Here is a 25,098-nt window from a genome sequence, read left to right on the forward strand (position 1 = left end):
CTTTATTGACAGTGCACCGTATAAATATTGTTTAAGCACAACACATATGCACTGCATAAGCAGGGCGATGAAAATCAGAAAAGGATGGAAGATGAAACCAAAAATTGAAGAAACAGAAAAGATACGGAATCTTTTGCAGAAATCATCAAAAGGTATGACCATCACGGAAATTTCCACCAGCCTCGCCATGCACCGCAATACCACCGCCAAATATCTGGACATGCTGGTCGTCACCGGAGAAATTGACCGGAAACGCATGGGACCCGCCAAGGTTTACTTCCCATCCCGTCGGGTGCCGGTGCAGGCACTCCCACTCGTCACTCCACCCACTTGTCTCTGCCTGACAAGCCGTCTGGAAGTGACAGAAGCCACCCCAGAGGCAGTGCAACTCCTCAACCTCCCGGGAGAGACAAAGTACACCCCATATACGGCAGTGCCCACACCACTTTTCCGTGACGAGGCATTCCTCACAAAATGCCACAATGCAGTGGCAGGAACACCAGGAGAATACCACACCGCCATCACCCAAAACCGGCAGAAGACAGACCTTGCTATCCGGTTCATCCCCATCGTATTCACCAGTGGCACCACAGGATGTGCCGTCACCTTCATCAACATCACCGGAAAAGCTGCCGCAGAAAAAGAGCTCAATACCTGGAAAGAACGCTATACTGCACTCAGTGAAGATGTCACCGAATGGGTTGTCTCCACCTCACCCGCGATGACTATCGAATATGCAAACGAAGCATTTTGCCGTCATGTCGGGCGCCCGGCAAACCACATGCCAGGCATCCGATTTATGCCGGCATTCCGGCCGGATGAACGCCGCCACCTGGACTCCCTCGTTGCATCCCTCCAGCCCGCCGGCAGCCCGGTGAGAGAAGACATACATGCCATCCGTCGCGACGGATCCCCCGGCTGGGAAACGTGGACCATCCGTGCCATTGGAGAGGTTGGTGGCCCTATCACCGGATATCATGCCACCGGACATGACATTACAGCATTGAAGCACTACGAGGAACAAGTCCTCCAGTATCACCAGAATCTTGAAGAGAATATCCATAAGCGTACAGCAGAGATGCAGCAGGCAAATCAGGCACTTATGACAGTTCTTGCAGAAAAAGAAGATCTTGAACAGGAACTGCTCTTCACACGACAGGCCTTTGACCAGGCTTCAGATTCCATCCTCCTTTTCAGTCGGGACGGAAGCATCTGCCAGACAAACCGGACGGCTGAGGAACTGATGGGCTATTCACGGGAAGAACTTGCAGAATGCACCATCTATGATGTAAACCCTTCAATCACTCAGGAAAAATGGGACACAATGTGGAACAAACCGGAACCCGGCAGAAAAGAGCGAACCATATCAGTGCACCGCAGACGGGATGGAACCATCTTTGATGTCGACCTTTCACGAACATTCGTGAAAGCAGACGAGGAGATGTATTTCTGTTCTATTGCACGGGAAATCAAATCAAAGTAACAAAATCTCTTACAAGACTGGCTAACAACAAAGGCCTGGTCAGGCACCGGAAACGTACCGGACATTCCCTTCGGGAACATGAATCTCAAAACAGGCACCAACACCCGGCAAACCGATTTCCCTGATTGATAATCCAGTCAGGTCAAGAATTTCCCGGGACAAAAATAATCCGAATCCGGTATTTTTCCCGACACCTTTCTGAAAAATTTTTTCTTTCATATCTGTCGGAATGCCCGCACCATCATCAGCGACGAGGATACACACTTCAGCACCATGCACTTCAAGCAAGACCGTGACACCATGTGCATCCCCCCCGTGCATCACTGAATTCCCCATCAGATTGGAGAAGACCTTCCCCAGCATGCTGTCGGCATAGACCTCGTAGCCATGCACCTCATTTTTGACCGTCAGCCCACCAGAGACCGGAATCATCTCCTGCTCAACAATGGCACCAATATCCTGCCATTCAGGTTCATTTACACCCAGATCCTCATACATACGGGTGAAGGTGATGATCCGCTCCAGATTCCCCATTATTTTCCCGGTTGCTTCGAAAAATTCCTTAAGCCTCCCAGAATCCTCGGAATCACCCTCAATAAGTTCCAGATACAGATTCATTGCAGTGATCTGGTTCAGGATGTCATGGCGTGTGATACTGGAGAGGATATTCAGTTTCTTGTTTGCCTTCCTCAGGGCAGCCCCCATCTGTTTTAAATCAGTGATATCAAGAAAAACCCCCTGAACACCAACCACCGCACCATCTTCCCTAATTGGCCTGCTGGATTCCAGCACCCAGCGCTCATTTCCCGCCTTCGTCACCAACCGGAACGTCGACTTTTTGGTAATCCCCAAGAGACGCTCCCGGAAATGTCTCTGCAACATGGGCTGGTCGGCAGGATAGATATAATCAATGAAATTCTTCCCGATAAGTTCTGACGGACTATATCCGGCCCCCCCCGCCATCTTCCCAATGGCAGGGCTAAGATAGGTAAAATTTCCCTCGGGATCAATTCGGAAAATAACCTCATCGATATTTTCAACCAGATCACGATATTCCTGCTCACGCATTCTGAGGGCCCGTTCTGAAACTTTGCGCTCCGTTATATCCCTGACAACAGAGAGTGCGACAGGCGCACCATCCAGCATAAAGTGATTTACGGAGACCTCAACAGGCACCGCCCCCCCCTCCTTTGTCACGTGCTGCCATTCAAAGATAAAATGACCCATCTCACCAACTTCATAGATGAGAGAGTCACGGAATTGCTCAATATCGGGATCATCAATATCAGTGGCAACCATCTGAAGAAATTCTTCCCGCGAATAACCCATCCTCCTGCACGCAGCAGCATTAACATCCAGAATTCTTCCGCAATTACCTCCCGGCAGCAGCGCATACAGATAGATCATATCACTGGCCGACTGAATCAGAAGATTATATTTCTCTTTTTCCTGCCGGACAGCCTCCTGAGACTTTTTTATCGCAGTGATGTCAGTCTCTTTCTCGACAAACCCACATACCCTCCCCTCATTGTCCGTTACCGGATAGGCAGTGATCCAGGTAAACCGACCATCAGGGTGAGCAATTTCAGAAGACACACTTTTTCCGGTGGAAATGACCTCAGAGACCCTGCAATATGCACAGGGCACATCCCTCCCCCATCCAACCTCATAGCAGTGTCTGCCGACGACACCATGGCTCTCCGCCCCATGGCAAACGATATAGGACTTATTTGCCCAGAGAATAACATGGTCAAGTCCAGTGAAGACGGTAGGTTCATCCGATGAGTCCAGAATCATCCGCAGCTCAGACTGGAGTGGCACCGGCGGGCAGGATGCCCGTTTCCCTGCTCCCAGCCGATGGAGAATATTGATGAGTACTTCCTGCTGTGCAGAGGAAAACCCATCTTTCCGGAGATAATAATCAGCGCCCGCATTCAGGGCTTCAATGGCAGTATTTTCTCCATGATAAGCCGTAAAAAAGATGAAGGGGATAGCATCACCGGCAAGACGGAGATCTTTCAGAATCCCGATTCCATCTATTGCAGGGATTACATGTTCCGAGATGATAGCATCATATCTATTTTCTTTCAGTTTGAGAAGCGCATCGACAGATGATGATGAGACATCGACATGAAAACTCCCCGTATCAGACAAGCATTTTGCTGCCGTATATAGAAAATCTTCATCATTGTCAATATAGAGGACACGCATGATATCATCCAGGACAGAAACCTGCCTCAGTCCTTAAAATTTGAGTGTACCTACGTTTATTGTTTAGCATTTCGGCACAACCCGGAGCACGGGAGAAAGAACATCGCAAAACCCCTCTCTTATGAGAAAAATCCGAGACCAAATGAGATAAATATGCACATCTTCCCTAAACGGGAGGCGCCTGTCCTGAACAAATGAATACCATCACACCGAAGATGCCCTTTTTTCATACATTATACCCGGAAAAATCGCAACGGCAAGCTCATCTGCCCGCTGTGACCCGATGAGAAGGGATGTGCCATCAACAAGGGAAATGCGGACACCCTGATTACCCGAAACGGTATAAGCAGGCCCCATCTTCCCCCGCCGGATGCCCCAACCGCCATAGTCCCGCAGCGGTCGGTATGAAATAGCCTCAACTGCCGCAATTTCATGACAGGCCACCACCCTGAACTGCAGGTGAACCGGATACATCCGATAGGACAAACACCCGTCCACTACTTCTGTTTCAAGTCGGAGGAGGAGAAAAAATACCGGCATACCAATACCAAATGCCACCAGAAGCACCCACATCAACCAGTCCGGCCCTGGATTGTCCCCAAAGGGCACACCCGCCACAATCTGGAGATAAAATCCGTACCAGATAAGAAGGGCACCAAACCAGACAATCATCACCAGACCCTGAGTACGAAACCACTGCACCTCTGAAAAGAGAACACCATCACGCATATCGTCTGCCCCCACCCACATCCAAACAGGATAGGGAGTTCTTCACATTTAGAGGAACCGGAGAAACAAACCAGAGCAAAAACAGAGCTATGCCCAAAAACAAACTATTTCCAAAAGAATCCAAAAAAATAAAGAGGCCGGGGCCGAGACTTGAACCCGAGTCCAGGGAGCCACAATCCCTGAGGATAACCACTACCCTACCCCGGCAAGATGCCTCTCTTATTTTGACACGAACAGTATTTAATCTATCTTATTTGTCCTCACACAACCGAGGTAAAAACCATCATTTGGCACAAGAACAGACATGAACGCACCGTTAGGCAGCAGAACAAAATATATTGCACAAAATTCCGGATAAGACCCCCCTTCCAGGAATAAACAGGAAATAACGAATTATTAAGTCAAAGAGAGGAACAGAATAACCCAATATCCCCTCTTCATCGCCAACGAGAGTACAGCCATACCTCCAAAACCATCGGAACTCACCACCCGATAAAAAGATCATGAGACAGTTGGGCATTCTCCGCACCTTTCCCGCGGCCGTACCGAAGTCACCCACACATCCGGCACCCCCTCCATCTGCCCACGCCCCACAGGACACCAAATAATGGGCTAAATCACAAAAAAAGATGGTTAGAACCCAACAGGAAGGCTGCATGGCAACCACCCACACAAACACCATTAATACTTCAGGTGAACTATTTATATGAAAAAGCTGCAACACGGAGCATACCGGATGAGCGGCGAATGAATTGAATTTTTTTTATAACAATACTAAATATGGAGACCGGAACGCATGGCAAAAAAGAAGAAGAAAGCATCAGAAGCTGCACCATCCATTCGTACACCAGTGGTCTGCGTATTGGGACATGTAGACCATGGAAAGACATCACTCCTGGACCGCATCCGGGGTTCATCGGTGGTGGATCGTGAGGCAGGTTCTATCACCCAGCATATCGGGGCAACCATTGTACCTCTCAGCGCGATCCAGAAGATGAGTAACACCAGCGGGGCGAAGGAATTTGACGTCCCGGGACTGCTATTCATCGACACACCCGGCCACCATGCCTTCACCACACTGCGCTCCCGCGGTGGGGCACTTGCTGACATGGCCATCCTCGTAGTCGATATCAACGACGGGTTTCAGCCACAGACCAAAGAAGCGCTCCAGATTCTCCGGAATTTCAAGACACCCTTTGTCATCGCTGCCACAAAGATAGACCGTATCCATGGCTGGAGAGTGCAGGAGAACGCACCCTTCATGAAGACCTATGCAGCTCAGAACGAACGGGTTCAGGGGATGATTGAGACAAAGACCTATGAACTGGTCGGCGAGCTTTCAGAGATGGGGTTCAACTGCGACCGCTTCGATCGGGTCCGGGATTTCGCCCGGAATATCGCCATAGTACCGGTTTCAGGCATCACCGGAGAAGGTCTCCCCGACCTTCTGATGATAATGATCGGCCTGGCACAGCGGTACCTGACAGAAAATCTCACACTCTCCACCACCGGCCCGGGATACGGCACTGTCCTGGAAGTGAAAGAAGAACGGGGGCTCGGAACCACCCTTGACGTTATCCTTATTGATGGCCAGCTGAGCGTGGGAGATGAGATCGTAGTCGGCGGGGAACACGGCGTCATCGAGACAAAGGTTCGTTCCCTGTTAAAACCCCGACCTATGCAGGAAATTCTTACCGAAGAACGGTTTGAGCGGGTGAAACAGGTGAGCGCTGCATCCGGTATCAAGGTCTCCGCCCCGAAACTGGAAGGTGCCATCGCCGGATCACCTCTCCGCGTGGTGAGAGGCAACCGTGAGGAGATTGTTGATTCTGTCCTCCACGAGATGCAGGACATACAGGTGAACCTCTCCGATGAGGGAGTATTCATCAAGGCCGACACCATCGGCGCTCTGGAGGCACTCTCCAAGGAACTGGAGGAGAACAAGATCCCCATCATGCATGCAGAGGTAGGTCCGGTCTCCCGACATGACATTGTAGAAGTCTCCACCATAAAAGACCCACTCTACTCCATCATTCTCGCCTTTAACACCCCCATCCTCCCGGATGCCATCGACATCCTTGCCGAGCATTCGATGGGCCACGTACGTCTCTTTGAGTCGGATGTCATCTACCACCTCATCGATGACTACATCGATTGGGAAAAGGAGACACGCCGCCTCATGCACAAGGAAAGTTTTGAGAAACTCATTCTCCCGGCAAAAATATCCCTTCTCCCGGACTGTGTCTTCCGGCAGTCCAACCCGGCAGTGGTTGGTGTCCGGGTACTGTCTGGAAAACTGCAGTCAGGTGTCAACCTCGTCCTCCCGTCAGGAAAGAGGATCGGCCGGATCAAACAGATGAAGATGGGGCAGGAAAATATTAACGAAGCAAACCAGGGTGCCGAGGTTGCAATCTCCATTGAAGGACCAACAGTTGGTCGCCAGATCAATGTGGGAGATGACCTCTATGTCGAGATCCCCGAACACCATGTCAAGGTGCTCGAAGGAGAGATGACCACCCACCTCACCGGCGGAATGATCGATGTTTTAGAGGAGTATACGCGCATTAAACGGAAAGAACGGCCGTTCTGGGGCAAGTAACGTGTTCAAATATGCAAACATCCACTCCCCACAATTTTTAATATCATTCAAACGAACATAGTAGACACTTTCAAAAAGGAGCATTACAATATGGCAGACTTCAAAGTAGTTCTCTCAGATCCACAGGAGGGCATATCATACAAAGTTGAGGCGACCGGCGGCATGGCAGGAGCACTCATCGGTAAGAGCGTAGGCGACATCATTGCAGGCGATGCACTCGGATTCGCAGGGTACCAGATCGCAATCACCGGAGCAACCGACAAGACGGGAATCCCCGCACGTCGCGATCTCCCGGGACTCACCCGAAGGAAACTTCTCCTCGCAAATGGTACTGGCTTCCGCCCTACCTACAACGGTCAGCGCAGAAGAATGACCATCCGTGGCGCAGAGATCAACGGGGACTTTGTCCAGATCAATGCAAAGGTTGTTGAATATGGCGAAAAGAGCCTGAAGGACTACTTTGCACCTGCAGAAGCAGCAGCAGAGTAACCCTGAAAAAAATTAAAAATATTTTTTTTTTGCTGATTTTTCACTCAGCAACCAGAACCGCTGAGTGATTCACGCAGTTTTTCAATAAGATCCTCAAACGGCACCGCATATTTCCGGGCAAGGATAACCGCACCAGCTTCAGGGAGAAGACGACCATCAAACTGCTCACTGATGATACTATGAATCTCTGCAGCCACCTCCTGTTGCGACATACCCCGTGCCTCAGCAATACGGACCATCAGAGTATCACAATAATTCTCCCCCTGAAGAAAGATATCCTCTGACGGGCGGAACCCCAGTGGAATTTCCACCTCTGCCGGATTAAAGGAAGGCACCAGTACCCCCCCCTCCTCCTGCAGAAGACCTTCACGAAGAGCAATCGTAATGAGGGAACCCGCCTGATCACGATTCATCCAGCGCCGGTCAATTGCAAGAAAATAGATAAATTCCGGACGACGCAGGCGATCCCGATGCATATGCCGGAAAGGCGCTGCTACAGCGGTTCTGAGAGCCACCTATACCACACCCTCAAGCAGAGTCTTCAAATCCATTGCATCCAGCCCATTCATCGTACTGGTCTTCACCACAACACACTCACTGGCCATCCCCACTTCAGCAATATGAAGAAGAAAGACATTCTTTGAACGGGGGATACGCCGGTCTGACATGAGCGTTGTTTCTTTGAGTTCAATCTGGAAATCAACTGCCTCGGTAATCGTGTAGAGCAGGTCAGGAACGCGGTCAACCGGAACAAAGGAGATCTTCTTCTCTGCCACTGCTGCACTAAAATCAATCCGTACCATCTCCCCCCCGGGTGCTTTGCCAACATCATGCGTCCCATGCAGGGCACAAAGTGCTGACACCACGTCAATGAACGGGCGCTGTATTGTAAAAACCAGATCGCTTCTTATCGGGAAACGGTGGTATATTCTGCGCATTATACCATTCTTTAGATTATATGCATAATAAAGGCATGCGCTCGCCTGCTGAAGAATGATAAAAAAGAACTATTAGATGAGGATAGCGTTGATAACGCCGTCCTGACCAGGTCTGCTTACGATACGTGCTTCGCCAATCTCAGTTTTGATGATGGCGCCCTTCGTGAGAAGGTTCCGGCGCACGAAGTTCGGGTTCGCAGTGTTCTTGTCAACGGTTTCAATTGCCACCCGACGTGTTTCACCGTTGGTTTTGTTTGCCACATTTGCGAACTGTGCACGCATGACCCGAATCTTCTGGTTTGCTCCCAGAGTACGGATAATCTTTGTGCGGTCCTCGCCAATATGCGAATCAGCAGGTGAACTGCCAATCTCATTTCTCCTCTTACCCCGTGCAAACCGGATTCTTCCACCGGTTTCTTTCCGAACTGATCTGCCATGCCACTGCATTTTAACACCTGAATTTTATGAAATGTATTCGGAAGGGCATTAAGCCCTTCGCTGAAGTCTATAAATATAGCATCTGTAGCTATTTAATCTCACTGATCACCGGATTATCTCATCAAGAAGGGCTTCCATCCCGTCACCGGTCTTCATATTTGTCCGGAATACGGGCATTTCCGGATTATAGCGATGAATATCGGACTCCAGCCGCCCAACATCACAACCGACGTATTCTGCCAGATCCACCTTGTTGATGACAGCCATCGTGCTCTCCCGGAACATCATCGGGTGCTTGTTTGCGACATCATCACCTTCTGTGGTGGAGACCACCACAATACGCTTCTCCGCGCCGAGGAGAAAGTCAGTCGGGCAGACCATGTTCCCAACATTTTCTATGAAGAGAATGTCAATCTCGTCCAGGGGGAGGTGAGAAATGGCATGCTCCACGAGGTGTGCATCCAGGTGGCATTCCTTACCGGTATTTGCGTTCACCGCAGGAGCACCGGTTGCAACAATCCGCTGGAAATCATCATCCCCATAGACATCACCTGCGATGGCCCCTGTATTCAGCCCGCGTTCCTTCAGCATAGGCACCAGTTGTTCCACAAGTGAGGTCTTGCCGGACCCGATGGCACCGAGAAGGTCAAAGGCACGAATGCCAGCTGCGGCAAGCGCGGCATGATTCTTCGCAGCAAGACGATTATTTGCTTCAAAGATGTCCTTTTCGATACTGACGTCAATGTGATGCATAGTAGTAGGTACGACAAAGTATCGTTTATACCTTCACAAAGTCATATATATTGTATGAATCCTGAGCGGACACTCTACCCATGTTACTTTGACCGTGCTCTCACCCGCAGTCAGGGCCGCAGGGTATCCCGGGAGATGGCACGGGAGACGCCAAAAGCCAAAGCAATCCATAAGGCTGCAAAGAAGTCAGGCCTTTCTGCACGGATTGAAGAGGGGGCCTCACACCCCGCATACTGGGGCAAACAGGATGGCAGAGTTATTGTCGAATGGAAGGGAACGAAAGAAGAGCTGATGAAAAAGATCGCAAACAAAATCTGAGAGGGAGGAGGACACCATGTACGATCTCCACACTCACACCATGTACGATCTCCACACTCACACCATCTACTCTGACGGCGAACTGCTTCCGGCTGAACTTATTCGTCGGGCAGCAGTGCTGGGATACCTGACGTTAGGAATCACTGACCACGCCGACCGTTCGAATGTAACCTCACTTGTCCACACCCTTTGTCCAATGCGTGAGACAGCACAGGCATACGGAATCCAGCTCCTCGTCGGCGTTGAAATAACTCATGTTCCGCCAGTGGAAATCCCCACCCTTGCCCGTGAAGCACGAGATGCAGGGGCTGACATCATCATCGTGCATGGTGAGACAATCACAGAACCTGTAGCACCGGGTACCAATGCTGCAGCCTGTGCCTGTGCTGACGTCGATGTCCTGGCCCACCCCGGACTCATATCAATACAGGATGCACGGATGGCCCGTGAAAACCAGGTAGCACTTGAGATCACCTCAAGAGGTGGCCACAACCGGACCAACGGCCATGTTGTCTGCGTGGCGAGGGCAGAGGAATGTCTGCTTGCAGTCAATTCGGATACCCACGCACCGTCTGACCTGATGGGAATGGCCGAACGGATGCAGGTTGCACGGGGGGCGGGCCTTACTGAAATAGAGAGTGTCTCAATTCTCTCCGGAAAGAACCTCCCCTTCCTTCAAAAAAAGCGCGCATAGAAATATTACCATCCGGGGGGGTGTGCACCAAAATGAAACACAAGAGCCATATACCCCTCATTTGCATGCGAAAGAGTATGCATTACCCTTATCCCCATCCATGCAATATATAAAAATTATGCCAATCTTTAAATACTATTGGATTCAATTTATAACAGTTACGAACCCACAGGGTACCAAATTTTTGGAAGGTTTTATAACGTGAAGATCGTTGGTCAAGTTCATACTATTTGCAGTAAAAACAGTGCCGTCATCACTATTGACGGAGGGCAGTTGCCTCGTCTCCACAGCGAGGTTGTTGACCAGCGAAAGAAACCTGTCGGAAAACTGGTAGAAGTGTTCGGCAATATCAAAACACCATATGCACTTGTGGTCTGCAAAGGACCATGCGAATGCAATGTGGGCGACCAGCTGTTTACAGAATAAGGATGATGAATTATGCAGGAAATTGAAAAATTAAAACAACTCCAGTCACAGCGGGAAACCCTCAGGAAAAGAACCAAAGAAGGAGAGGGTTTAAAATCACGGACAGAAGAGACGACAAAAACGGTCTGTCCTGAATGTGGCAGCCGCCAGCTTGTGCAGGACAACGAGCGTGCAGAACTGGTATGCCAGAACTGTGGTCTTGTCCTCGATGATGAAGTCATTGACCGCGGCCCCGAATGGCGTGCGTTCGACCATGACCAGCGGATGAAGCGGTCACGTGTCGGTGCACCGATGACCTTTACCATTCACGATAAAGGTCTGTCCACGATGATTGACTGGCGGAACCGTGACTCATACGGCCGTGCTATTTCATCAAAGAACCGTGCCCAGCTCTACCGTCTGCGGAAGTGGCAGCGACGTATCCGTGTATCAAACGCGACCGAGAGAAACCTTGCGTTTGCACTCTCAGAACTTGACCGGATGGCTTCTGCCCTTGGTCTGCCACGTAACGTCCGTGAGACAGCAGCAGTTGTCTACCGTGACGCAGTCGATAAGAACCTTATCCGTGGCAGGTCGATTGAAGGAGTCGCTGCAGCAGCTCTTTACGCAGCATGCCGTCAGTGTAATGTCCCACGTACCCTCGATGAGATTGCAGAAGTGTCCCGTGTCTCCCGTAAGGAGATCGGCAGGACCTACCGGTTCATCTCACGTGAACTCGGATTAAAGCTGCTCCCCACCTCACCGATTGACTATGTCCCACGGTTCTGCTCCGGTCTGAACCTGAAAGGAGAGGTTCAGTCGCGTGCGGTTGAGATTCTCCGACAGGCGGGCGAGCGTGAACTGACAAGCGGACGGGGCCCAACCGGTGTCGCCGCAGCAGCTATCTACATCTCCTCCATTCTGGGCGGCGAACGCCGGACCCAGCGTGAAGTGGCAGAGGTTGCCGGTGTCACTGAGGTGACCATCCGGAACCGCTACAAAGAACTTGCAGAGAAGCTCGACATCGAGATTATTCTGTAAGATTAATAATCACCCCCACCAATACTATTTTGGTATTTTTCGATGGGCCTGTAGATCAGGGGTAGATCGCTACGTTCGCAACGTAGAGGCCGCGGGTTCAAATCCCGCCAGGTCCATACTTTTGTCCTCCCTCCAGACAGGGACTTTACGTAAAACGGAGAAGATCCTGCGAAAGATAGGATCACCGACAAACGGTTTTTAAAAAAAAAATATCTGATTTTTCCTTTTCTTTACGCCATCATCCCTGCTTCTTCACCATCACATTCTTCCACGTTTTCCGGATCATGAGTAAAAAATGAGAGGATGATAACGACGAATGCCACAATCGCACCCACAAAGAATGCAATGTCAAAGGCAGAAGCCAGTAAGGCTTCCACGAGCTGGGGCTGGGTAGCAAGTGAACCCTCAGTCAGTCCCTTCATACTGGAGATAGTGATGAGCGACTGGATAAAGGCCAGTTCAAAGATAACTATGCCCACCGTGGCCCCGGCATTCCTCTCTGTCGTCGCAAGGCTGGAGACCATGCCCTGCTTCTCCCGCGGCGCAAGGCACATTATTTCGCTCGTGTTCGGCGAGTAGTAGAGACCGAGACCGAAGCCAAGGAGAGCAAGGGTGGTGATGATGAGCAGTGTTGAAGTTGCCACCCCGAATGTGGAGAGCAGAAGGAACGAAAGAAGATAGATGGCAGACGCCCCGACACAGAGTTTCCGGGGCCCGAACCGGTGGTAGAGAGAGCCGGACATTGTCCCGCCAAGCATCAGAGTGACAGAGGGTACCGTCAGGTAGAGGCCGGCCACCATTGTTGACATTCCCTGCACATACTCGAGGAAAAAGGGCAGAAGGAAGTTTGACCCGCAGTAGGCAAACATCATCAGCATCGCCCCGACATTTGCGAAGAGGAAATCCCGTTTCCGGTAGAGCTGCAGGTCAAGCAGGGGGTCGGGTGCGGACCGTTCCTGACGGACAAAGAGAACGGCGCCGGCGATACAGATAACAAAGGCTGCAATAATCGGGGCTGAAGTGAACCCGAGGGAGATTCCCATGTTCAGGGCATAGATGAAGGCTCCGAGCATGGCGAAGAGATACAGGGCACCCAGGCTGTCAAACGATTCTGTCTTCTCACGGGCAGGGAGCGACGGGATGACGGCTGCACCGAGGATGCAGGCGAGAATGCCCACCGGGACGTTGATCAAAAAGATCCAGTGCCAGGAGAGCATCTCGGTGAGAATACCACCGAGAAACGGACCGGCAGCGACACCCAGAGACGACATCGTCACGACAAACCCGATGGCCTTTGCCCGGTCTCCCGGCGGCAGAAAGACAGAGACCATTGCCATACTAATGGCACCGAGCATCGCACCGCCCACTGCCTGTACGGCACGGGAGCCTACCAGTATGAGAAACGACGGGGAGAGTGCACAGAAGAGTGACCCTGCAGCAAATACGAGAAACCCCGCCAGAAATATCTGCCGAAAACCGATTCGGTCCGATAGTTTTCCAAAGATCATCAGACAGCTCGTAAGAACCAAGAGGTACATGGTTGATACCCAGGAGACAAGCCCAGTCGAGACATCAAAAGAAGTCGAAATTGTTGGCAGGGCGATATTGACAATGGAACTGTCCAGGGCGCTCATAAATGAAGCGATGGATATCGCAAAGAGCAGCATCTTTTGATTTTTTATTACAGGGGGAATTTCCATGGGGGGCTCCGGAGTTTCGTATCAAACGGTTGTTCAGGGTGATATTTGAGGATTGCTTTTTTTGGGCAACCCATAAACCATGGGAAAAAATACCGGAACGGGACACTCAGCCGGAATATCACGCTGACCAATAACACAGTCAGATTAAATGCTGAGGGCAGCGGCACACTCCCCAGATAATCCCCACCACCGCGAGGACGAACGCCATTATAGAGAGCCCCTGTACCATATTGGAATAGAGGGGTACCCGCACCAGCCAGGAAAGGCCGCCCATCACATGAGTCATCGAGACGACTACCAGAACGGCAACGGTAAAGGGATAGACACAGGTGCCGTCCAGTGTCCGCAACGCCAGGTAAGAGAGGAGAAAATAGGATACCGCAATGCCCATCACCACAAGCGGTACGAGGCCGTACACCGCAGCTGTCCGTGCGATCGGTGAAAACTCATACATGAGAATTTCGTCCAGACCATGCGCAAAGACAAACGTCAGAGTATAGTCGGCAATCACCGAAAGGGCCGGGAACATGGCAAGGAGCCGGATATTATTGTACATGCATTTCCTGCCGGACCTGACACAATCCATCTTCAATCAATCACCCGAATGATACAGTATTACTGACTACTGCGGACCGTTGAACAATAGTTCATGCCTGTTTGATCTGCAGAGCCACGCAGCATATACCTCCATCACCATATTTAAACCATCGTACCAAAAAAATACGAGATTGGCCCCAAAATTCTGTATATTCCTCGAATATGGCAGATTTTTTTGGGAAAGCAATTCCCCCCAGCCTCATGAATTGTGTGAAATGCCATATTTCAATCACATTTTTAGTATCAGGAAGAATGTGAACAAGTATGGGAAAAAGAAGCAGAACACGGGAAAAAGTCGAGGTCCTTCCCATCCACATGCCGGTGAACCTTAAAATTGGGCTTGCATTATAAAAAAAGGTCTTTGACCGGGAGGAATGCCACACTGTGCAGACACTAGAGGGAGAAAACGAATATGACATCTGGTTCTTCCCCCCCAGGATTAATCAGGGAAGATATGCGGTGCCCCAAGGATCGGGGGCGAGGTGAATCCGAGGGCCGCACCGGGGACGCAGGCAAGGATGCCCACCGGGACGTTGATCAAAAAGATCCAGTGCCAGGAGAACATCTCGGTGATGATTTCCATGGGGAAGGCTTTTTATTTTGTATCAAACGGTTGTTCAGGTTGATATTTGAGGATTGCTTTTGGGGGATGAAGTATTATTCAAATAAATCAGTGAAAAAAGAGCAGGTGCAGGAAATGGCGACGCGCCTGCCTGTCTTGATTTTTTATCAGACAAAGACCGAATCAAATGAGAGCGAGATGCGGTAATCCCCGGCCAGGCAGGAATTAATACTGGGAACCGGCTGGTTAAGGATGAGCGGCTCAATTGTCAGACCACCTAAATCGTCTTCTGAGATTGGGAACGTCAGGACAACTTCTGAACAATTCAGGTTCTGGTAATCAATGATGTTCCCACCCTTCACCTGAAGCGGGAGAGAGAGTGTATCCCTATCTGAGGCAAGGAATCCCTGTGTAAGCAGATTTGTATCACGGACGGTAATCTTAACCGCTGTCACATCCGGATCATCGGTCTCAATATCAAAGAAGACAGATTCCTCATTGTAACCCTCTTCCAGGGTGCCAAAGGAAATATCTCCCGCAATATTGCAGATGTACCGATACCCCTCACCTCCATCTCCATCATCTGAAGATGATTCCACAGGATCATTTTCCTCAACAGGAACGTCAATGCTCCCGTTAACATAGACAAAACCAGGGACGCCCTCAACATCCATTACAGTGCCATTTTCAACATCCATCTGGTGAATGATAACTATGACAGGGGACACACCCGGAGTAATCCCCCTCACATGCAACGATGCCAAGAGAATCGGATCTGCACTCTCATTCACCATCTGGGAATCTCCTGTTATCTGCAGATTCACCGAAGAATTGGGGAATGTGATGTTTTCAAAGGAAGTCACCCAGGAGGGTAATTCTACACCAACCCATTCCGCCACGGACTCATTTTCAAGCGAAACAGTAAGATTGTACACATTAACCCCCTGAGGCACTGCATCAAATGTGACATTAACCACCTCTTCTGCGCCGGCATTCACGGTGACATTGAGTATGCCCACGCTCAGAACGTCCGCATTGTCTTCACCAGGGCCAATTGGCAGTGGACTGTCTATGGGTGTATCAGCCAAGCTTTCGTTGACAGAAATAATGGATACCATGCACTCAACATCCATCATTGTGCCGTTGCCATCATCCATCTGATGAACGAATACTTCTACAGGAGATTCTCCCACAGCAATGCCCCGCACACGCACTGTCGCAAGAAGGACAGGACCAGGGATTTCTTCAATCGATGGGGATTCATTCACTCCCGTCAAATTAACCAATGGAGCAGGGAATGTACTGTTCCCAGAAGACACAATCCATTCAGGAAACTCAACCCCGGTGAACTCAGCCACTGAATCATTCACGAATGAGAGGGTGAGATTATATGCACTTAGCCCGGCAGGAGCCGCATCAAGGATGACTTCAAGCACGCCCTCCTCACCGGCAGACACAGTGACATCGTTCATACTCACGTTCAGAGCAGTGGCCGCACCACAGCACAATGCCACAAAGCAAAGCATAGAAAGCAGAAGAACCTTCAGTGCCTGCATCTACCCGCCTCCCGAAAGCTCTATCCACACACGTTCATGTATTTTCATTCTCAACAACCCCCTCTCCATCCCCAGCCCCAGGTCCATCCCCAGCCGTGGCGCCATCTCCAGCGCCAGCAGTTATTATTGGATTCTTCTTCCTCAGGAGTTGTGAAAGTGTATTCATCTGAGACGGCTGCTTCATTGCTATCCACCTCAGAACGCACCCGGAAAAAGTATGTCTCATCAGCGGTGAGACCTTCAATCAATACTATGTGCTCATATACCGGGGAAAATACATTCCCGGATGCCGGGTAAAAATAGTCCTCAAACCTGGAACGAGACTCAGTATCATACGCAACCTGCGAGGTAGATGCCCCGTTGGTCTTCCACGCGATCCCCACCGCATGGGAGGTTACATCAACGACCTGCACATCGTAGATCCAAAGCGGTACATGCCCAGAGACGACAACAGTTGCTGTATCAGTGAGGGCAGCCCCTGTAATTCCTGCTGTGCCCATAAGCAGTATGGTAAGGCACAAAAGAAGGAGGAAAAGGAATCTGCCCCTCATCTTCTCAGCGCTCCCGGCGCATCTTCAGACCAACAGCAACCACAAGGACTGCAGCAAGGCTCAGGATGGGAGACAATGGCGTTGCTTCCTGGCTTCCGGTGTTACCAGTGTTGCCTGTGCTTTCGGCCTGTGGCGATGCCACATCACCGGACGCAGACATCACTGCCCAGGTACCCATCTGGTTTGCAGTCGTCTTCAGCGTTTTCGTTGCTTTGTCCACAGAAGTGGGATAAATAATCCATTCAGTATCTAAATCATCCCATCTGGCCAGTATAAGAGAACCAACATCACCTCCGGCAATCGACACATCATCATCGCAGTATGCCACATTCAGGGTGGCATCCTTTGCTAAGAGACCCGTGATACCGCTTATGCGGAACCAGTTCGTTGCCAATGCGCAATTGTCAGGGATGACTCCAAGATTTTTCTGAACAATACCCTCTAATGTAACATCTACAGCTCCGAGAAGTGCACCTCTCGGGAAATCAACACGAATTCTTCCATCATCAGTTGAGAGAACAGACTCTTCTGAGGGTGTAATAGTCTGGGTAACAGGCTGGAATGGTGGAACATATGCTTCTTTGATCTCAAAAGATCCTTCTTTTTCATCAATCAGTGTTCCATCTTCAGAAACAACTCTTGATTTGAATGAATACTGCCCCTGTTGGAGTTCACTCTCTGATGAAAATGATGATTCCATTGTGACCACCTGGCTTGGAAGTATGGGAGATAGCATCTCATCAGACGAAATCGTTGTAATTATCTCCCCATTCAGATCAAGAATATCAACATCATTTAAAATTTTAAAGTGGTGATTCCCAGAATTCTGGAACGTTGTCACAATTGTAATGGGCTGATTACTTGTTGCTTCTCCCGACTCAAGGTTGGTAATGATTCCCTCGTGAATCAGATTTTTGCCATCAAGTGTCAATCTCACTTTAATATTGATCACTGTTTTACTCGCAACGCCAACAAAACCAGATCCTTCTTCTGATATGACCTCTTCAAAGTGAATTATCGCGTAGCGCCCTCCCCCACCGGGATTCGAAGGGACAGTTATCTTCGCACTAATACTGTTCGTCTTCCCAGGTTCAAGAATAATTGATGATTTATCAAGGGAAATATAATTCACCGCGGAAAACTGCGATCCGGAATCACCTGCAATCACAGGATCTTCAATTACCTCTACATCCATCTTCATTGGTTCGTCCAGTTTCCCCAGACCGATTTCCATTGTGTGTGATACCGTTTCGCCCGGACTGACGGTGGTATCAATAGTTGAAAAAGGGTCGAATGTGATCGTTGCTGAAGCAGTGGATACAAGGAAAAAGAATCCAACTATGGTAATACAGATCAGGTACTTTCGAATGATTGATGAATACGCCTTCATTTTTTTAGTTCTCCCATGGTTTTTTTAACATGCGAATGTCTCCAAGATGGAGTGACCCATCCTGAAGATGATGAATATTCAGACAGGCGCGAACGTGTATGTCACATGAAGGCAATAATCGCCATCCGTGTCAGCATAAGTAACAGTCTGTCTTGCACCAATGGGCAAATCCCAGTCGCCTAACTGCCCTACAAAGGTATACGCCAGAGGAAGAGCTGCGCTCTGCCAGGTATTACCATTATCGAGACTTATCTGGGATGGAGTGGTCATGACACTGCTACCACAGCACATACATCCACCATTCAGAACGGAAATTCCGAGAGACCATGGCTGATTGGATTTTACATTGCCATCATTTGCATATACTGGAGCATTTGCTCCAAACGCAAGATCACCAAACTCAACATTACCAGGAGCCGTAAATTGAGCAAATGTACTCACTGTTCCATTAACGTTTACAACATCCGCCATAACCCCAGGCACCATCGCCAGGGCAACAAGCAGCACTGCTGCTATAACAAACTTTTTCATGTTTAAAACTCTCCTTCATGTTAGGGATCGGAATGATCCCGACATTTTAACTTGCAAGAACTCCCCGCTTCCCCGCTTGCCGCTTGCGAAGGACGGCCTGCGAAGCCTGGGGTGCCGCCACCACCATTTGGGGAGGAGGCGGCACTCCTTTGGAAGCCTTACACAATTGAACTCTTTTCTCGGAGCATATTAACATTCTGCAAGGCCAATACCCGCCCCAATACTGAATTCGCAAGCGCACAGGCAATTACGTGCAGTAGTGCATGCATTACAAAAATGCGCATTATATTGATTTTTTCCGCAATACCTGACATATGGAGCATACGTTATCCTGACAAGGACCATATTTTGACAAAATGGATAATTTGACAGTGAACATGCGACATACTCCCGATCATGAATGGAAATGAGGGTGCAACACTCTTATACCCCCTCTCAAAACATCCCTGCGGCAACACACAGGCATCGCCATCGGAACCATCTGGCGGACACCGGGAAGAGAACGTCATCCCACCCGTTTCCAATGAATTGTTGGAAACCACAATTGCCACACATTCATCTTTTTTTTAAGAAATAACGCACAAAACGCGCTGAACAAAGGGAACCCACCCATGCAGAACACCTATGGGCCAAGCCAAAATAACCCCAAAATAAAACGCGCGCGCGCATTTACGAGTATTAATATGCCCATATAAAGAAACAAAGACCAAAACAGCCCCAGATACAAATAAACATATATTATTCAGCGTTTGAAAGAACAAAGCCCCAAGAGCACGTATCCCCCCTGATCACGCTCACATCGCATGGTCATAAAACCGGCCGGGAGCACCTGACAACGGGATCATGGAGGGGGGGAAGGACAGAGATCAGAGATACCTTTTATAATACCAATCCGGATAGGTTCCATTGTGGTGACAACTTTCGATGCTTGATTATAAGGACGAACTCGGAATAATTACCCATCTTATCACTGAACAGCAGTATGGGATGACGATCACCTCTATTGCTGCTGCAAGCAAAATCGGCCGGAATCGTGTGGCTAAATATCTCGACGTCCTCACCCTTTCCGGCAGGGTGGGGATGAAACAGGTAGGGAACGCAAAGGTCTTCTTTCTCACCGACCGGATTCCTGTCGCCTCGATGCTGAACCTCTCATCTGACTTCATCATCGTCCTCAACGACAGGCATGAGGTGGTTTATGCAAACGACAACCTCCTCAATGACGAAAAGCTCAGGCGGGACGATGTCATCGGAACAGCGATATCCCACCTTAACCTCTCACTTCTTCCGTTTCCCAACCTAACTGGCCGCGTCCAACAGGCGCTTGAGGGTGTTGAGACGCTGACCGAATATGCTGTGACAAAGGGCGGAACAAAGCGATGGTTCCGGGCAAAGATGACTCCCACTGCTCTTGAAGGAGGGGCAGGGGGCGTCGGCATCATGCTGGAGGACATCACCGAACGGAAGATGTATCAGGCACACCTTGAGGAACAAATCCACGCTGACAGGGCAAGACCTGCCACCACTGCCGACGAACTCAATAATGAAGCAGAAAGCCACGATGAAATCGGGACAGCACTAAATAAAAGCAAACAGCTCAATCGCACCCTCATTGAACATTCCCGTGAGGGAATTCTTATTCCCACCGCAGAGGAAGGCATCATTACCTTCGTCAACCCGGCAATGGCTGCTATGCTGGGGTATACCACCAGTGAGATGCTTGGCCGCTCTGTTTTCACCCTCACCAACGATGCAGGCGTACAAACTCTCCGGCGGGCACAGTCACACTTTACCGAAAATACTGATGACAAAGGGGATATCCAGCTGTTTAGCCGGGATGGGAAAACAGTGCACGCCGAAATCATATCTACACCCATCCGGGCACCTGACACCGACGGACAAAACTGGCTCCTTCTCATCAACGATGTGACTGACCGGAAGAGAAAAGAGAATGCCATCAAATTCACGAACACCCTTTTAACCGGCATCATCGAGGGAAGCAACCGGATGATCGCCACGATTGACACCGATTATACCTTTGTTTCGTCAAATTCTCTGTATCAGGATGAATTTGAGCGGGTGTGGGGAAATAAACCGGAGGCCGGAAAAAAGGTTGTAGACCTTCTCTCCCACATGCCGGCTGAACTCGAAAAAGGTCTCGCATTATGGAAACGTGTCCTGGATGGCGATGAATACCATACCGTCCAGACATTTCCGGGAGGGTGCGAATATGATATATGGTTCTTCCCGCTCAGGGATGAAGAAGGGAACATATACGGAGCCGCAAATATCCTCACCGACATCAGCAACCTGGACAGGACCCTCATGCTGTTTCAGGAACAGGACATACAGCTTCGTGCACTTTTAAACCAGAAATTATCGGAAACCGAACATGCAAACCTGGGGAAAAAAGCCAGAAGCTAACCACATTTTTTTGGACCTATTCCCAATAATGCGAGTAACCGACCTTCTCAAGCGCCATACCGTCCAGGTATACCCCTGACCCGGCGGAAACCCGCCCGATACCGGTGGCATCCACCCCTGCAATCGGGAAAACACTTTCCGGGCAGGTGAACAGGAGGCCAAAGTCACCGCCGCCAAAAAGGGCGTAGCGGGCCGCGTCCTCTGCCGGGACTCCCTCCGGACGGGGGATCACAGATTCTGTTACATCCAGCCGCACCCCCGATGCCTCAGCAAGGTCATGCAGCGATATCGAAAGCCCGTCAGAGACATCCATCATGGCGGTCGCCCCGGCACGCCCGAGAGCCTGCCCTTCAAAAACACCGGGGCGGGGCACAACCAGCGCCTCCCAGTACTCCTTATACCCGTCCAGCCCTGCCTGTGCCTGACCAGGGATGCCCGTTACCGCCACAACATCTCCGGGCTGTGCTCCCCGCCGCCGCACCAGACATTCAGGAGAAACACGCCCGAGACCAGTTGAAACGAGTGTACACTCCGTATGGGCATCCATGTCACCGCCCATCAACCGACAGCCATACGCACGGCAACAGTCGTCCGCTCCACGGGTTATTTCCTCCACCCGCTCCGCACGGTCCACCCCGACAGCAAGGAGGAGAGCGATAGGGTGAGCCCCCATCGACGCCACATCAGAGAGTGTCACCGCGGCAGCCATCCAGCCCATCTGCCACGATGTCATCCCATTCGGAAAATCGGTCGTCTCATGGAGCATATCCGTTGACATCACAAGATAATTCTCACCATCATCAATGACCGCACAGTCATCATCCGTTGCATCCGTCCCAATAATTGCCCGAATCGCCCTGACGAGAGCCCGATCATCCATCCTTCTTCACCTCACGTTCCCGTTCTGTCCGGTACTCCCGGAAAATTGATTCAATCATCTCTGACTTCTTCCCCTGTTCATAGAGGGCAATCTCTTTTTGCCACGCCTCAACTGCCGCCGCAAACCGGTCGGCATCCACACTCCCGACCGGCCCATGAATTTCAAGACCCGTCTCTTTTGAGCCGAGGAGGACAATCCCCCGTTCAAGGCAGGCATCTTTCAGCCGCCCGTCTCCTCCCCCGACAAGAGCACGAATCTGCAGCTCAGCAAGAGTGTCAAGCACCGTCGTTCCCCATCCGGCCGTCGTCTTCACTGCAATAATATCTCCTTCCACAATCCCGAAATCAGTATCCACCTGACGAATGGCATCGCGGGAGAGGGACTCTGTTGCCTTCACCAGCAGACGGTCATCACCCGCCTGACTTTCAGACAGACGGCGGAGACGGTCCACCTGTTTTCTCAGTTTCTTTGTTTTCCGTTCTTCACGCCGGAGTTTCTTCTTCTGGTTGGCAATAATCACATCGAGCTTTCCGACCTCGGTATCCTTTCGGAGAGCACGGCTCCCTTCCCCCCGTTCCTTCTCAAGAAGAGCGTTCAGACGGGCAATCTCCAAATCCTTTGCCTCCCCTTCCGCCTGTAAATCCGTAACATGCCCCCGCAGGGACTTCACCATCCCGTCGAGCTGGAGAAGGCGATCATCCCGTGGGCCGGGAGCAGGGACTTCCTCCTCTTCATCTCCCTCCACAACAGCAACCGGCCCCTTCCTTCCGAGGACCTGTTCTAAGGAAAGACCCCGGACAACACCAGCCCGCACCTCATCCATATCATGGCCGGGCGGCACCCGTTTTGCGACATTCCTGAACTTTGGCTGATACGCACGGAACGCATCCATCGCCGCCGAGAGAGAGTCACGTTCATGATCATTCCCATAGGGAATATCACCACATAGAATCTTCTTCTCCTCAACCGTCCGGTCCACCTTCGGCGTATAGCCAACCGCTGAAAACGCCCGGCGGATACGCTCCACAGAAGCCGGCATCGGGTGCACATCGGTTGCCACCACAAGCGGCCGCCCTGCGGTATAAAGCGCCTCAACCACATCCGGCATCGCCATCGTCCGGGAACTTTTGACGAGCACCGGTTCACCGTCAAGTGTCACCGCGGCAATGCCCACCGTCGTCCCGGGGTCGATACCCACAAAGAGATACCGCTGCCCGCCGCCCCGTGTCCGGTAGCGAATGCGGTCAAGCCGGCGGCCCGCTACCTTCACCTGCACATCCGCAGACCGGGCATTCGTCACCGGCACATCCTCCCGTGGGGATGAAACCGTAAAGTGCACCCGCCCGAGACCACCGAATGCCTTCACTTCCTCTGTTGTAAAAGAAAGTCCGTGTTCCCGCAGTGTTGCCTCCACACCACGGGACGTCTGCCGCACCGCACCATGCACCTTGCGTGCATACCGGTTCTGGCTCCATCCCCCTTTCCCGAGCGACCGTCCCCGCGATACCGTGACATCAGTCGTGTTCTCGAAGGCCACCACTTCCGCACCGCCACCGAGGTCAGCGACCACCGCTGAGGCACGGGCCTCAGCATACGGGTCCAGTCGGTTGAACGTCATATTGTAGCGGGCAGCCACCCGCGGCAGGGACTGCTGCTTCTCTCCCCCCGTGGACTGCACCAGCATTGTCTGGGGAGGGAGAGACTGAAGAAACGAAAAAAGGGCCTGCTGGTCGCGGGCAATCTCCTGCACCGAGTCGACCGCAAGAATTTCGGGTTTTTCCCGGGCAATCAGGCGGAGCAGACGAAAGACCGAGACCTCGGTTGTCTCCCGTTCCTGCCCGTCTTCATGGATTACAAGGGCAAAGCGGGGCCTCTCACCCCGCGATCGTACTGAGCCATGGATAATATCAATACCAAATACCTTCACCCAACCACCTGCGCAAGGACCTCCTCCACCGGCGCGTCGACCCGGTACTTCCGGGTAAAGTAGGTACAAAGATTGGTGATGTCACGCAGAAGAATCTCTTCTGCTGCCGGGTGCGTGGGGTCAACCCACTGTGGCCAGTCAATCAGCCAGGTTTTCTTTCCGTCCACCATAACATTGAATTCCGAGAGATCGCCGTGAATATACCCGAGGTGGTAGGCTTTGGATACATTCTCCACCACCTCTGCAAAGACATCCTCCGGATTCTCCAGGGTCGCCTGGACGATGGGTAACCCACGGATGAACGTCATCACAACGAGGTTGCGGTTGATGTCCACCGGCACCGGCACAGAGACATCCGCGTGCAGGGCGGTAAGAGCGTCATACTCCTGCCGGGCCGAGTTGCCTGAGGCAAATATCCACGGAAAATGCTTGTACTGCGGCATATAACTCCGCGACCGGCGAACCGTCTGGAACGATTGCTGCCCAATCCGGTGGAACTTCAGGGCAACGACACCCATACCCATCGCCTCGTAGACCGTCGCCTCCTTCCCGACACCGAGGAGGCACCCAAGGGAGGTCACCGACCCTTTGCGCACCGCACCGTGCAGGGCAAGGGCATCTAAACCAGTGAAGACCATCTGGTATCCCTTATAGGGAACCGAACTGCTCTTCACCATATTTCGTCCCATCAGGTGTCCAAGACGGTAATTCATTTCAGACATAGAGAGCTTCGTCTGGTGGCAGAGAACATCCTCCGGAACCCAGCGGTAGCGTTTCATCAGGGTTTCCAGAGCAAGCAGAATCTTTATCTCGAAGCGGTGGAGATCACGCACATCATCGGCACAGAGCGACATAATTGTAGTATGCATTTAACATCAGAGA

General features: G+C 51.0%; 24 protein-coding genes and 2 tRNA genes. 10 read left to right on the forward strand and 16 right to left on the reverse strand.

Going from position 1 to position 25,098, the window contains the following annotated elements; translation table 11 throughout:
• Positions 1 to 67: 67 nt before the first annotated feature.
• Positions 68 to 1,483, forward strand: coding sequence for a PAS domain-containing protein (locus tag L0665_RS05610; RefSeq protein WP_274924715.1), 1,416 nt, complete (start codon positions 68 to 70; stop codon positions 1,481 to 1,483).
• Between the two features lie 39 nt (positions 1,484 to 1,522).
• Here L0665_RS05610 and L0665_RS05615 read toward each other — a convergent pair whose 3' ends face one another.
• The 3 genes from L0665_RS05615 to L0665_RS05625 all read right to left on the reverse strand — a co-directional run bounded on the left by L0665_RS05615 (position 1,523) and on the right by L0665_RS05625 (position 4,630).
• Positions 1,523 to 3,694 carry a PAS domain S-box protein gene (locus tag L0665_RS05615; RefSeq protein ID WP_274924716.1) on the reverse strand — a complete coding sequence of 724 codons (2,172 nt, stop codon included), beginning with the start codon at positions 3,692 to 3,694 and terminating at the stop codon, positions 1,523 to 1,525.
• A gap of 204 nt (positions 3,695 to 3,898) precedes the next feature.
• Positions 3,899 to 4,423 carry a DUF6141 family protein gene (locus L0665_RS05620; RefSeq protein WP_274924717.1) on the reverse strand — a complete coding sequence of 175 codons (525 nt, stop codon included), beginning with the start codon at positions 4,421 to 4,423 and terminating at the stop codon, positions 3,899 to 3,901.
• Between the two features lie 135 nt (positions 4,424 to 4,558).
• Positions 4,559 to 4,630, reverse strand: a tRNA-His gene (locus L0665_RS05625).
• A gap of 589 nt (positions 4,631 to 5,219) precedes the next feature.
• Here L0665_RS05625 and infB point away from each other — a divergent pair.
• On the forward strand, positions 5,220 to 7,022 hold the full coding sequence (infB, locus tag L0665_RS05630; protein ID WP_274924718.1) for a translation initiation factor IF-2: 1,803 nt from the start codon (positions 5,220 to 5,222) through the stop codon (positions 7,020 to 7,022).
• 90 nt (positions 7,023 to 7,112) lie between these two features.
• A complete protein-coding gene (locus L0665_RS05635; protein ID WP_274924719.1) occupies positions 7,113 to 7,511 on the forward strand; it encodes a 30S ribosomal protein S6e in 399 nt (132 codons plus the stop codon).
• A gap of 44 nt (positions 7,512 to 7,555) precedes the next feature.
• On the opposite strand, the gene L0665_RS05640 is transcribed toward L0665_RS05635, so the two are convergent.
• The 4 genes from L0665_RS05640 to hypB form a co-directional block, all read right to left on the reverse strand.
• Complete coding sequence (locus L0665_RS05640) at positions 7,556 to 8,026, reverse strand: DUF2240 family protein (RefSeq protein ID WP_274924720.1); 471 nt, start codon at positions 8,024 to 8,026, stop codon at positions 7,556 to 7,558.
• A complete protein-coding gene (locus tag L0665_RS05645; protein WP_274924721.1) occupies positions 8,027 to 8,449 on the reverse strand; it encodes a hypothetical protein in 423 nt (140 codons plus the stop codon). It lies immediately after the preceding gene.
• A gap of 72 nt (positions 8,450 to 8,521) precedes the next feature.
• Positions 8,522 to 8,896: a 30S ribosomal protein S8e gene (locus L0665_RS05650; RefSeq protein WP_274924722.1), complete on the reverse strand. Its 375-nt coding sequence runs from the start codon at positions 8,894 to 8,896 to the stop codon at positions 8,522 to 8,524.
• Positions 8,897 to 8,992: 96 nt separating this feature from the next.
• Complete coding sequence (gene hypB, locus L0665_RS05655) at positions 8,993 to 9,640, reverse strand: hydrogenase nickel incorporation protein HypB (RefSeq protein ID WP_274924723.1); 648 nt, start codon at positions 9,638 to 9,640, stop codon at positions 8,993 to 8,995.
• A gap of 54 nt (positions 9,641 to 9,694) precedes the next feature.
• Between hypB and L0665_RS05660 the strand changes: the two genes are divergently transcribed.
• The 5 genes from L0665_RS05660 (at position 9,695) to L0665_RS05680 (ending at position 12,214) form a co-directional block, all read left to right on the forward strand.
• Positions 9,695 to 9,958: a signal recognition particle subunit SRP19/SEC65 family protein gene (locus tag L0665_RS05660; RefSeq protein ID WP_274924724.1), complete on the forward strand. Its 264-nt coding sequence runs from the start codon at positions 9,695 to 9,697 to the stop codon at positions 9,956 to 9,958.
• A gap of 16 nt (positions 9,959 to 9,974) precedes the next feature.
• Entirely contained in the window at positions 9,975 to 10,652 is a 678-nt protein-coding gene (locus tag L0665_RS05665; protein WP_274924725.1) for a histidinol phosphate phosphatase domain-containing protein, read from the forward strand.
• Between the two features lie 201 nt (positions 10,653 to 10,853).
• A complete protein-coding gene (locus tag L0665_RS05670; RefSeq protein WP_274924726.1) occupies positions 10,854 to 11,078 on the forward strand; it encodes an H/ACA ribonucleoprotein complex subunit GAR1 in 225 nt (74 codons plus the stop codon).
• Positions 11,079 to 11,090: 12 nt separating this feature from the next.
• The gene (locus L0665_RS05675; RefSeq protein WP_274924727.1) at positions 11,091 to 12,098 is read left to right on the forward strand and encodes a transcription initiation factor IIB; all 1,008 of its coding nucleotides are present in this window, start codon (positions 11,091 to 11,093) and stop codon (positions 12,096 to 12,098) included.
• A 44-nt stretch (positions 12,099 to 12,142) separates the two neighbouring features.
• Positions 12,143 to 12,214: transfer RNA gene (locus tag L0665_RS05680), tRNA-Ala, on the forward strand.
• 114 nt (positions 12,215 to 12,328) lie between these two features.
• On the opposite strand, the gene L0665_RS05685 is transcribed toward L0665_RS05680, so the two are convergent.
• On the reverse strand, positions 12,329 to 13,798 hold the full coding sequence (locus tag L0665_RS05685; protein ID WP_274924728.1) for an MFS transporter: 1,470 nt from the start codon (positions 13,796 to 13,798) through the stop codon (positions 12,329 to 12,331).
• A 139-nt stretch (positions 13,799 to 13,937) separates the two neighbouring features.
• Positions 13,938 to 14,390: a hypothetical protein gene (locus L0665_RS05690; protein WP_274924729.1), complete on the reverse strand. Its 453-nt coding sequence runs from the start codon at positions 14,388 to 14,390 to the stop codon at positions 13,938 to 13,940.
• A 417-nt stretch (positions 14,391 to 14,807) separates the two neighbouring features.
• Between L0665_RS05690 and L0665_RS05695 the strand changes: the two genes are divergently transcribed.
• Complete coding sequence (locus L0665_RS05695; protein ID WP_274924730.1) at positions 14,808 to 15,164, forward strand: hypothetical protein; 357 nt, start codon at positions 14,808 to 14,810, stop codon at positions 15,162 to 15,164.
• Here L0665_RS05695 and L0665_RS05700 read toward each other — a convergent pair.
• From L0665_RS05700 to L0665_RS05715, 4 genes are all read right to left on the reverse strand, one after another.
• On the reverse strand, positions 15,125 to 16,513 hold the full coding sequence (locus tag L0665_RS05700) for a hypothetical protein (RefSeq protein ID WP_274924731.1): 1,389 nt from the start codon (positions 16,511 to 16,513) through the stop codon (positions 15,125 to 15,127). The two genes, L0665_RS05695 and L0665_RS05700, sit on opposite strands and share 40 nt — an antisense overlap.
• 50 nt (positions 16,514 to 16,563) lie before the next feature.
• Positions 16,564 to 17,064 (reverse strand): fibronectin type III domain-containing protein, encoded by a 501-nt coding sequence (locus tag L0665_RS05705; RefSeq protein ID WP_274924732.1) that lies wholly within the window; start codon positions 17,062 to 17,064, stop codon positions 16,564 to 16,566.
• A 4-nt stretch (positions 17,065 to 17,068) separates the two neighbouring features.
• Positions 17,069 to 18,454 (reverse strand): hypothetical protein, encoded by a 1,386-nt coding sequence (locus L0665_RS05710; RefSeq protein ID WP_274924733.1) that lies wholly within the window; start codon positions 18,452 to 18,454, stop codon positions 17,069 to 17,071.
• Positions 18,455 to 18,532: 78 nt separating this feature from the next.
• Positions 18,533 to 18,985, reverse strand: a complete 453-nt coding sequence (locus tag L0665_RS05715) for a hypothetical protein (protein WP_274924734.1) — start codon at positions 18,983 to 18,985, stop codon at positions 18,533 to 18,535.
• A 924-nt stretch (positions 18,986 to 19,909) separates the two neighbouring features.
• Here L0665_RS05715 and L0665_RS05720 point away from each other — a divergent pair.
• Positions 19,910 to 21,409, forward strand: a complete 1,500-nt coding sequence (locus tag L0665_RS05720; protein ID WP_274924735.1) for a PAS domain-containing protein — start codon at positions 19,910 to 19,912, stop codon at positions 21,407 to 21,409.
• Between the two features lie 16 nt (positions 21,410 to 21,425).
• Here L0665_RS05720 and thiL read toward each other — a convergent pair whose 3' ends face one another.
• The 3 genes from thiL to L0665_RS05735 are packed head-to-tail and all read right to left on the reverse strand — an operon-like array spanning position 21,426 to position 25,085.
• Positions 21,426 to 22,289, reverse strand: a complete 864-nt coding sequence (thiL, locus tag L0665_RS05725; protein ID WP_274924736.1) for a thiamine-phosphate kinase — start codon at positions 22,287 to 22,289, stop codon at positions 21,426 to 21,428.
• Positions 22,282 to 24,216 carry a DUF460 domain-containing protein gene (locus L0665_RS05730; RefSeq protein ID WP_274924737.1) on the reverse strand — a complete coding sequence of 645 codons (1,935 nt, stop codon included), beginning with the start codon at positions 24,214 to 24,216 and terminating at the stop codon, positions 22,282 to 22,284. The genes thiL and L0665_RS05730 overlap by 8 nt, the downstream gene beginning before the upstream one ends.
• Positions 24,213 to 25,085 (reverse strand): RIO1 family regulatory kinase/ATPase domain-containing protein, encoded by an 873-nt coding sequence (locus tag L0665_RS05735; RefSeq protein ID WP_274924738.1) that lies wholly within the window; start codon positions 25,083 to 25,085, stop codon positions 24,213 to 24,215. The genes L0665_RS05730 and L0665_RS05735 overlap by 4 nt, the downstream gene beginning before the upstream one ends.
• Between the last annotated feature and the right edge of the window lie 13 nt (positions 25,086 to 25,098).

This window comes from Methanogenium marinum, assembly GCF_028912405.1.
GTDB lineage: Archaea > Halobacteriota > Methanomicrobia > Methanomicrobiales > Methanomicrobiaceae > Methanogenium > Methanogenium marinum.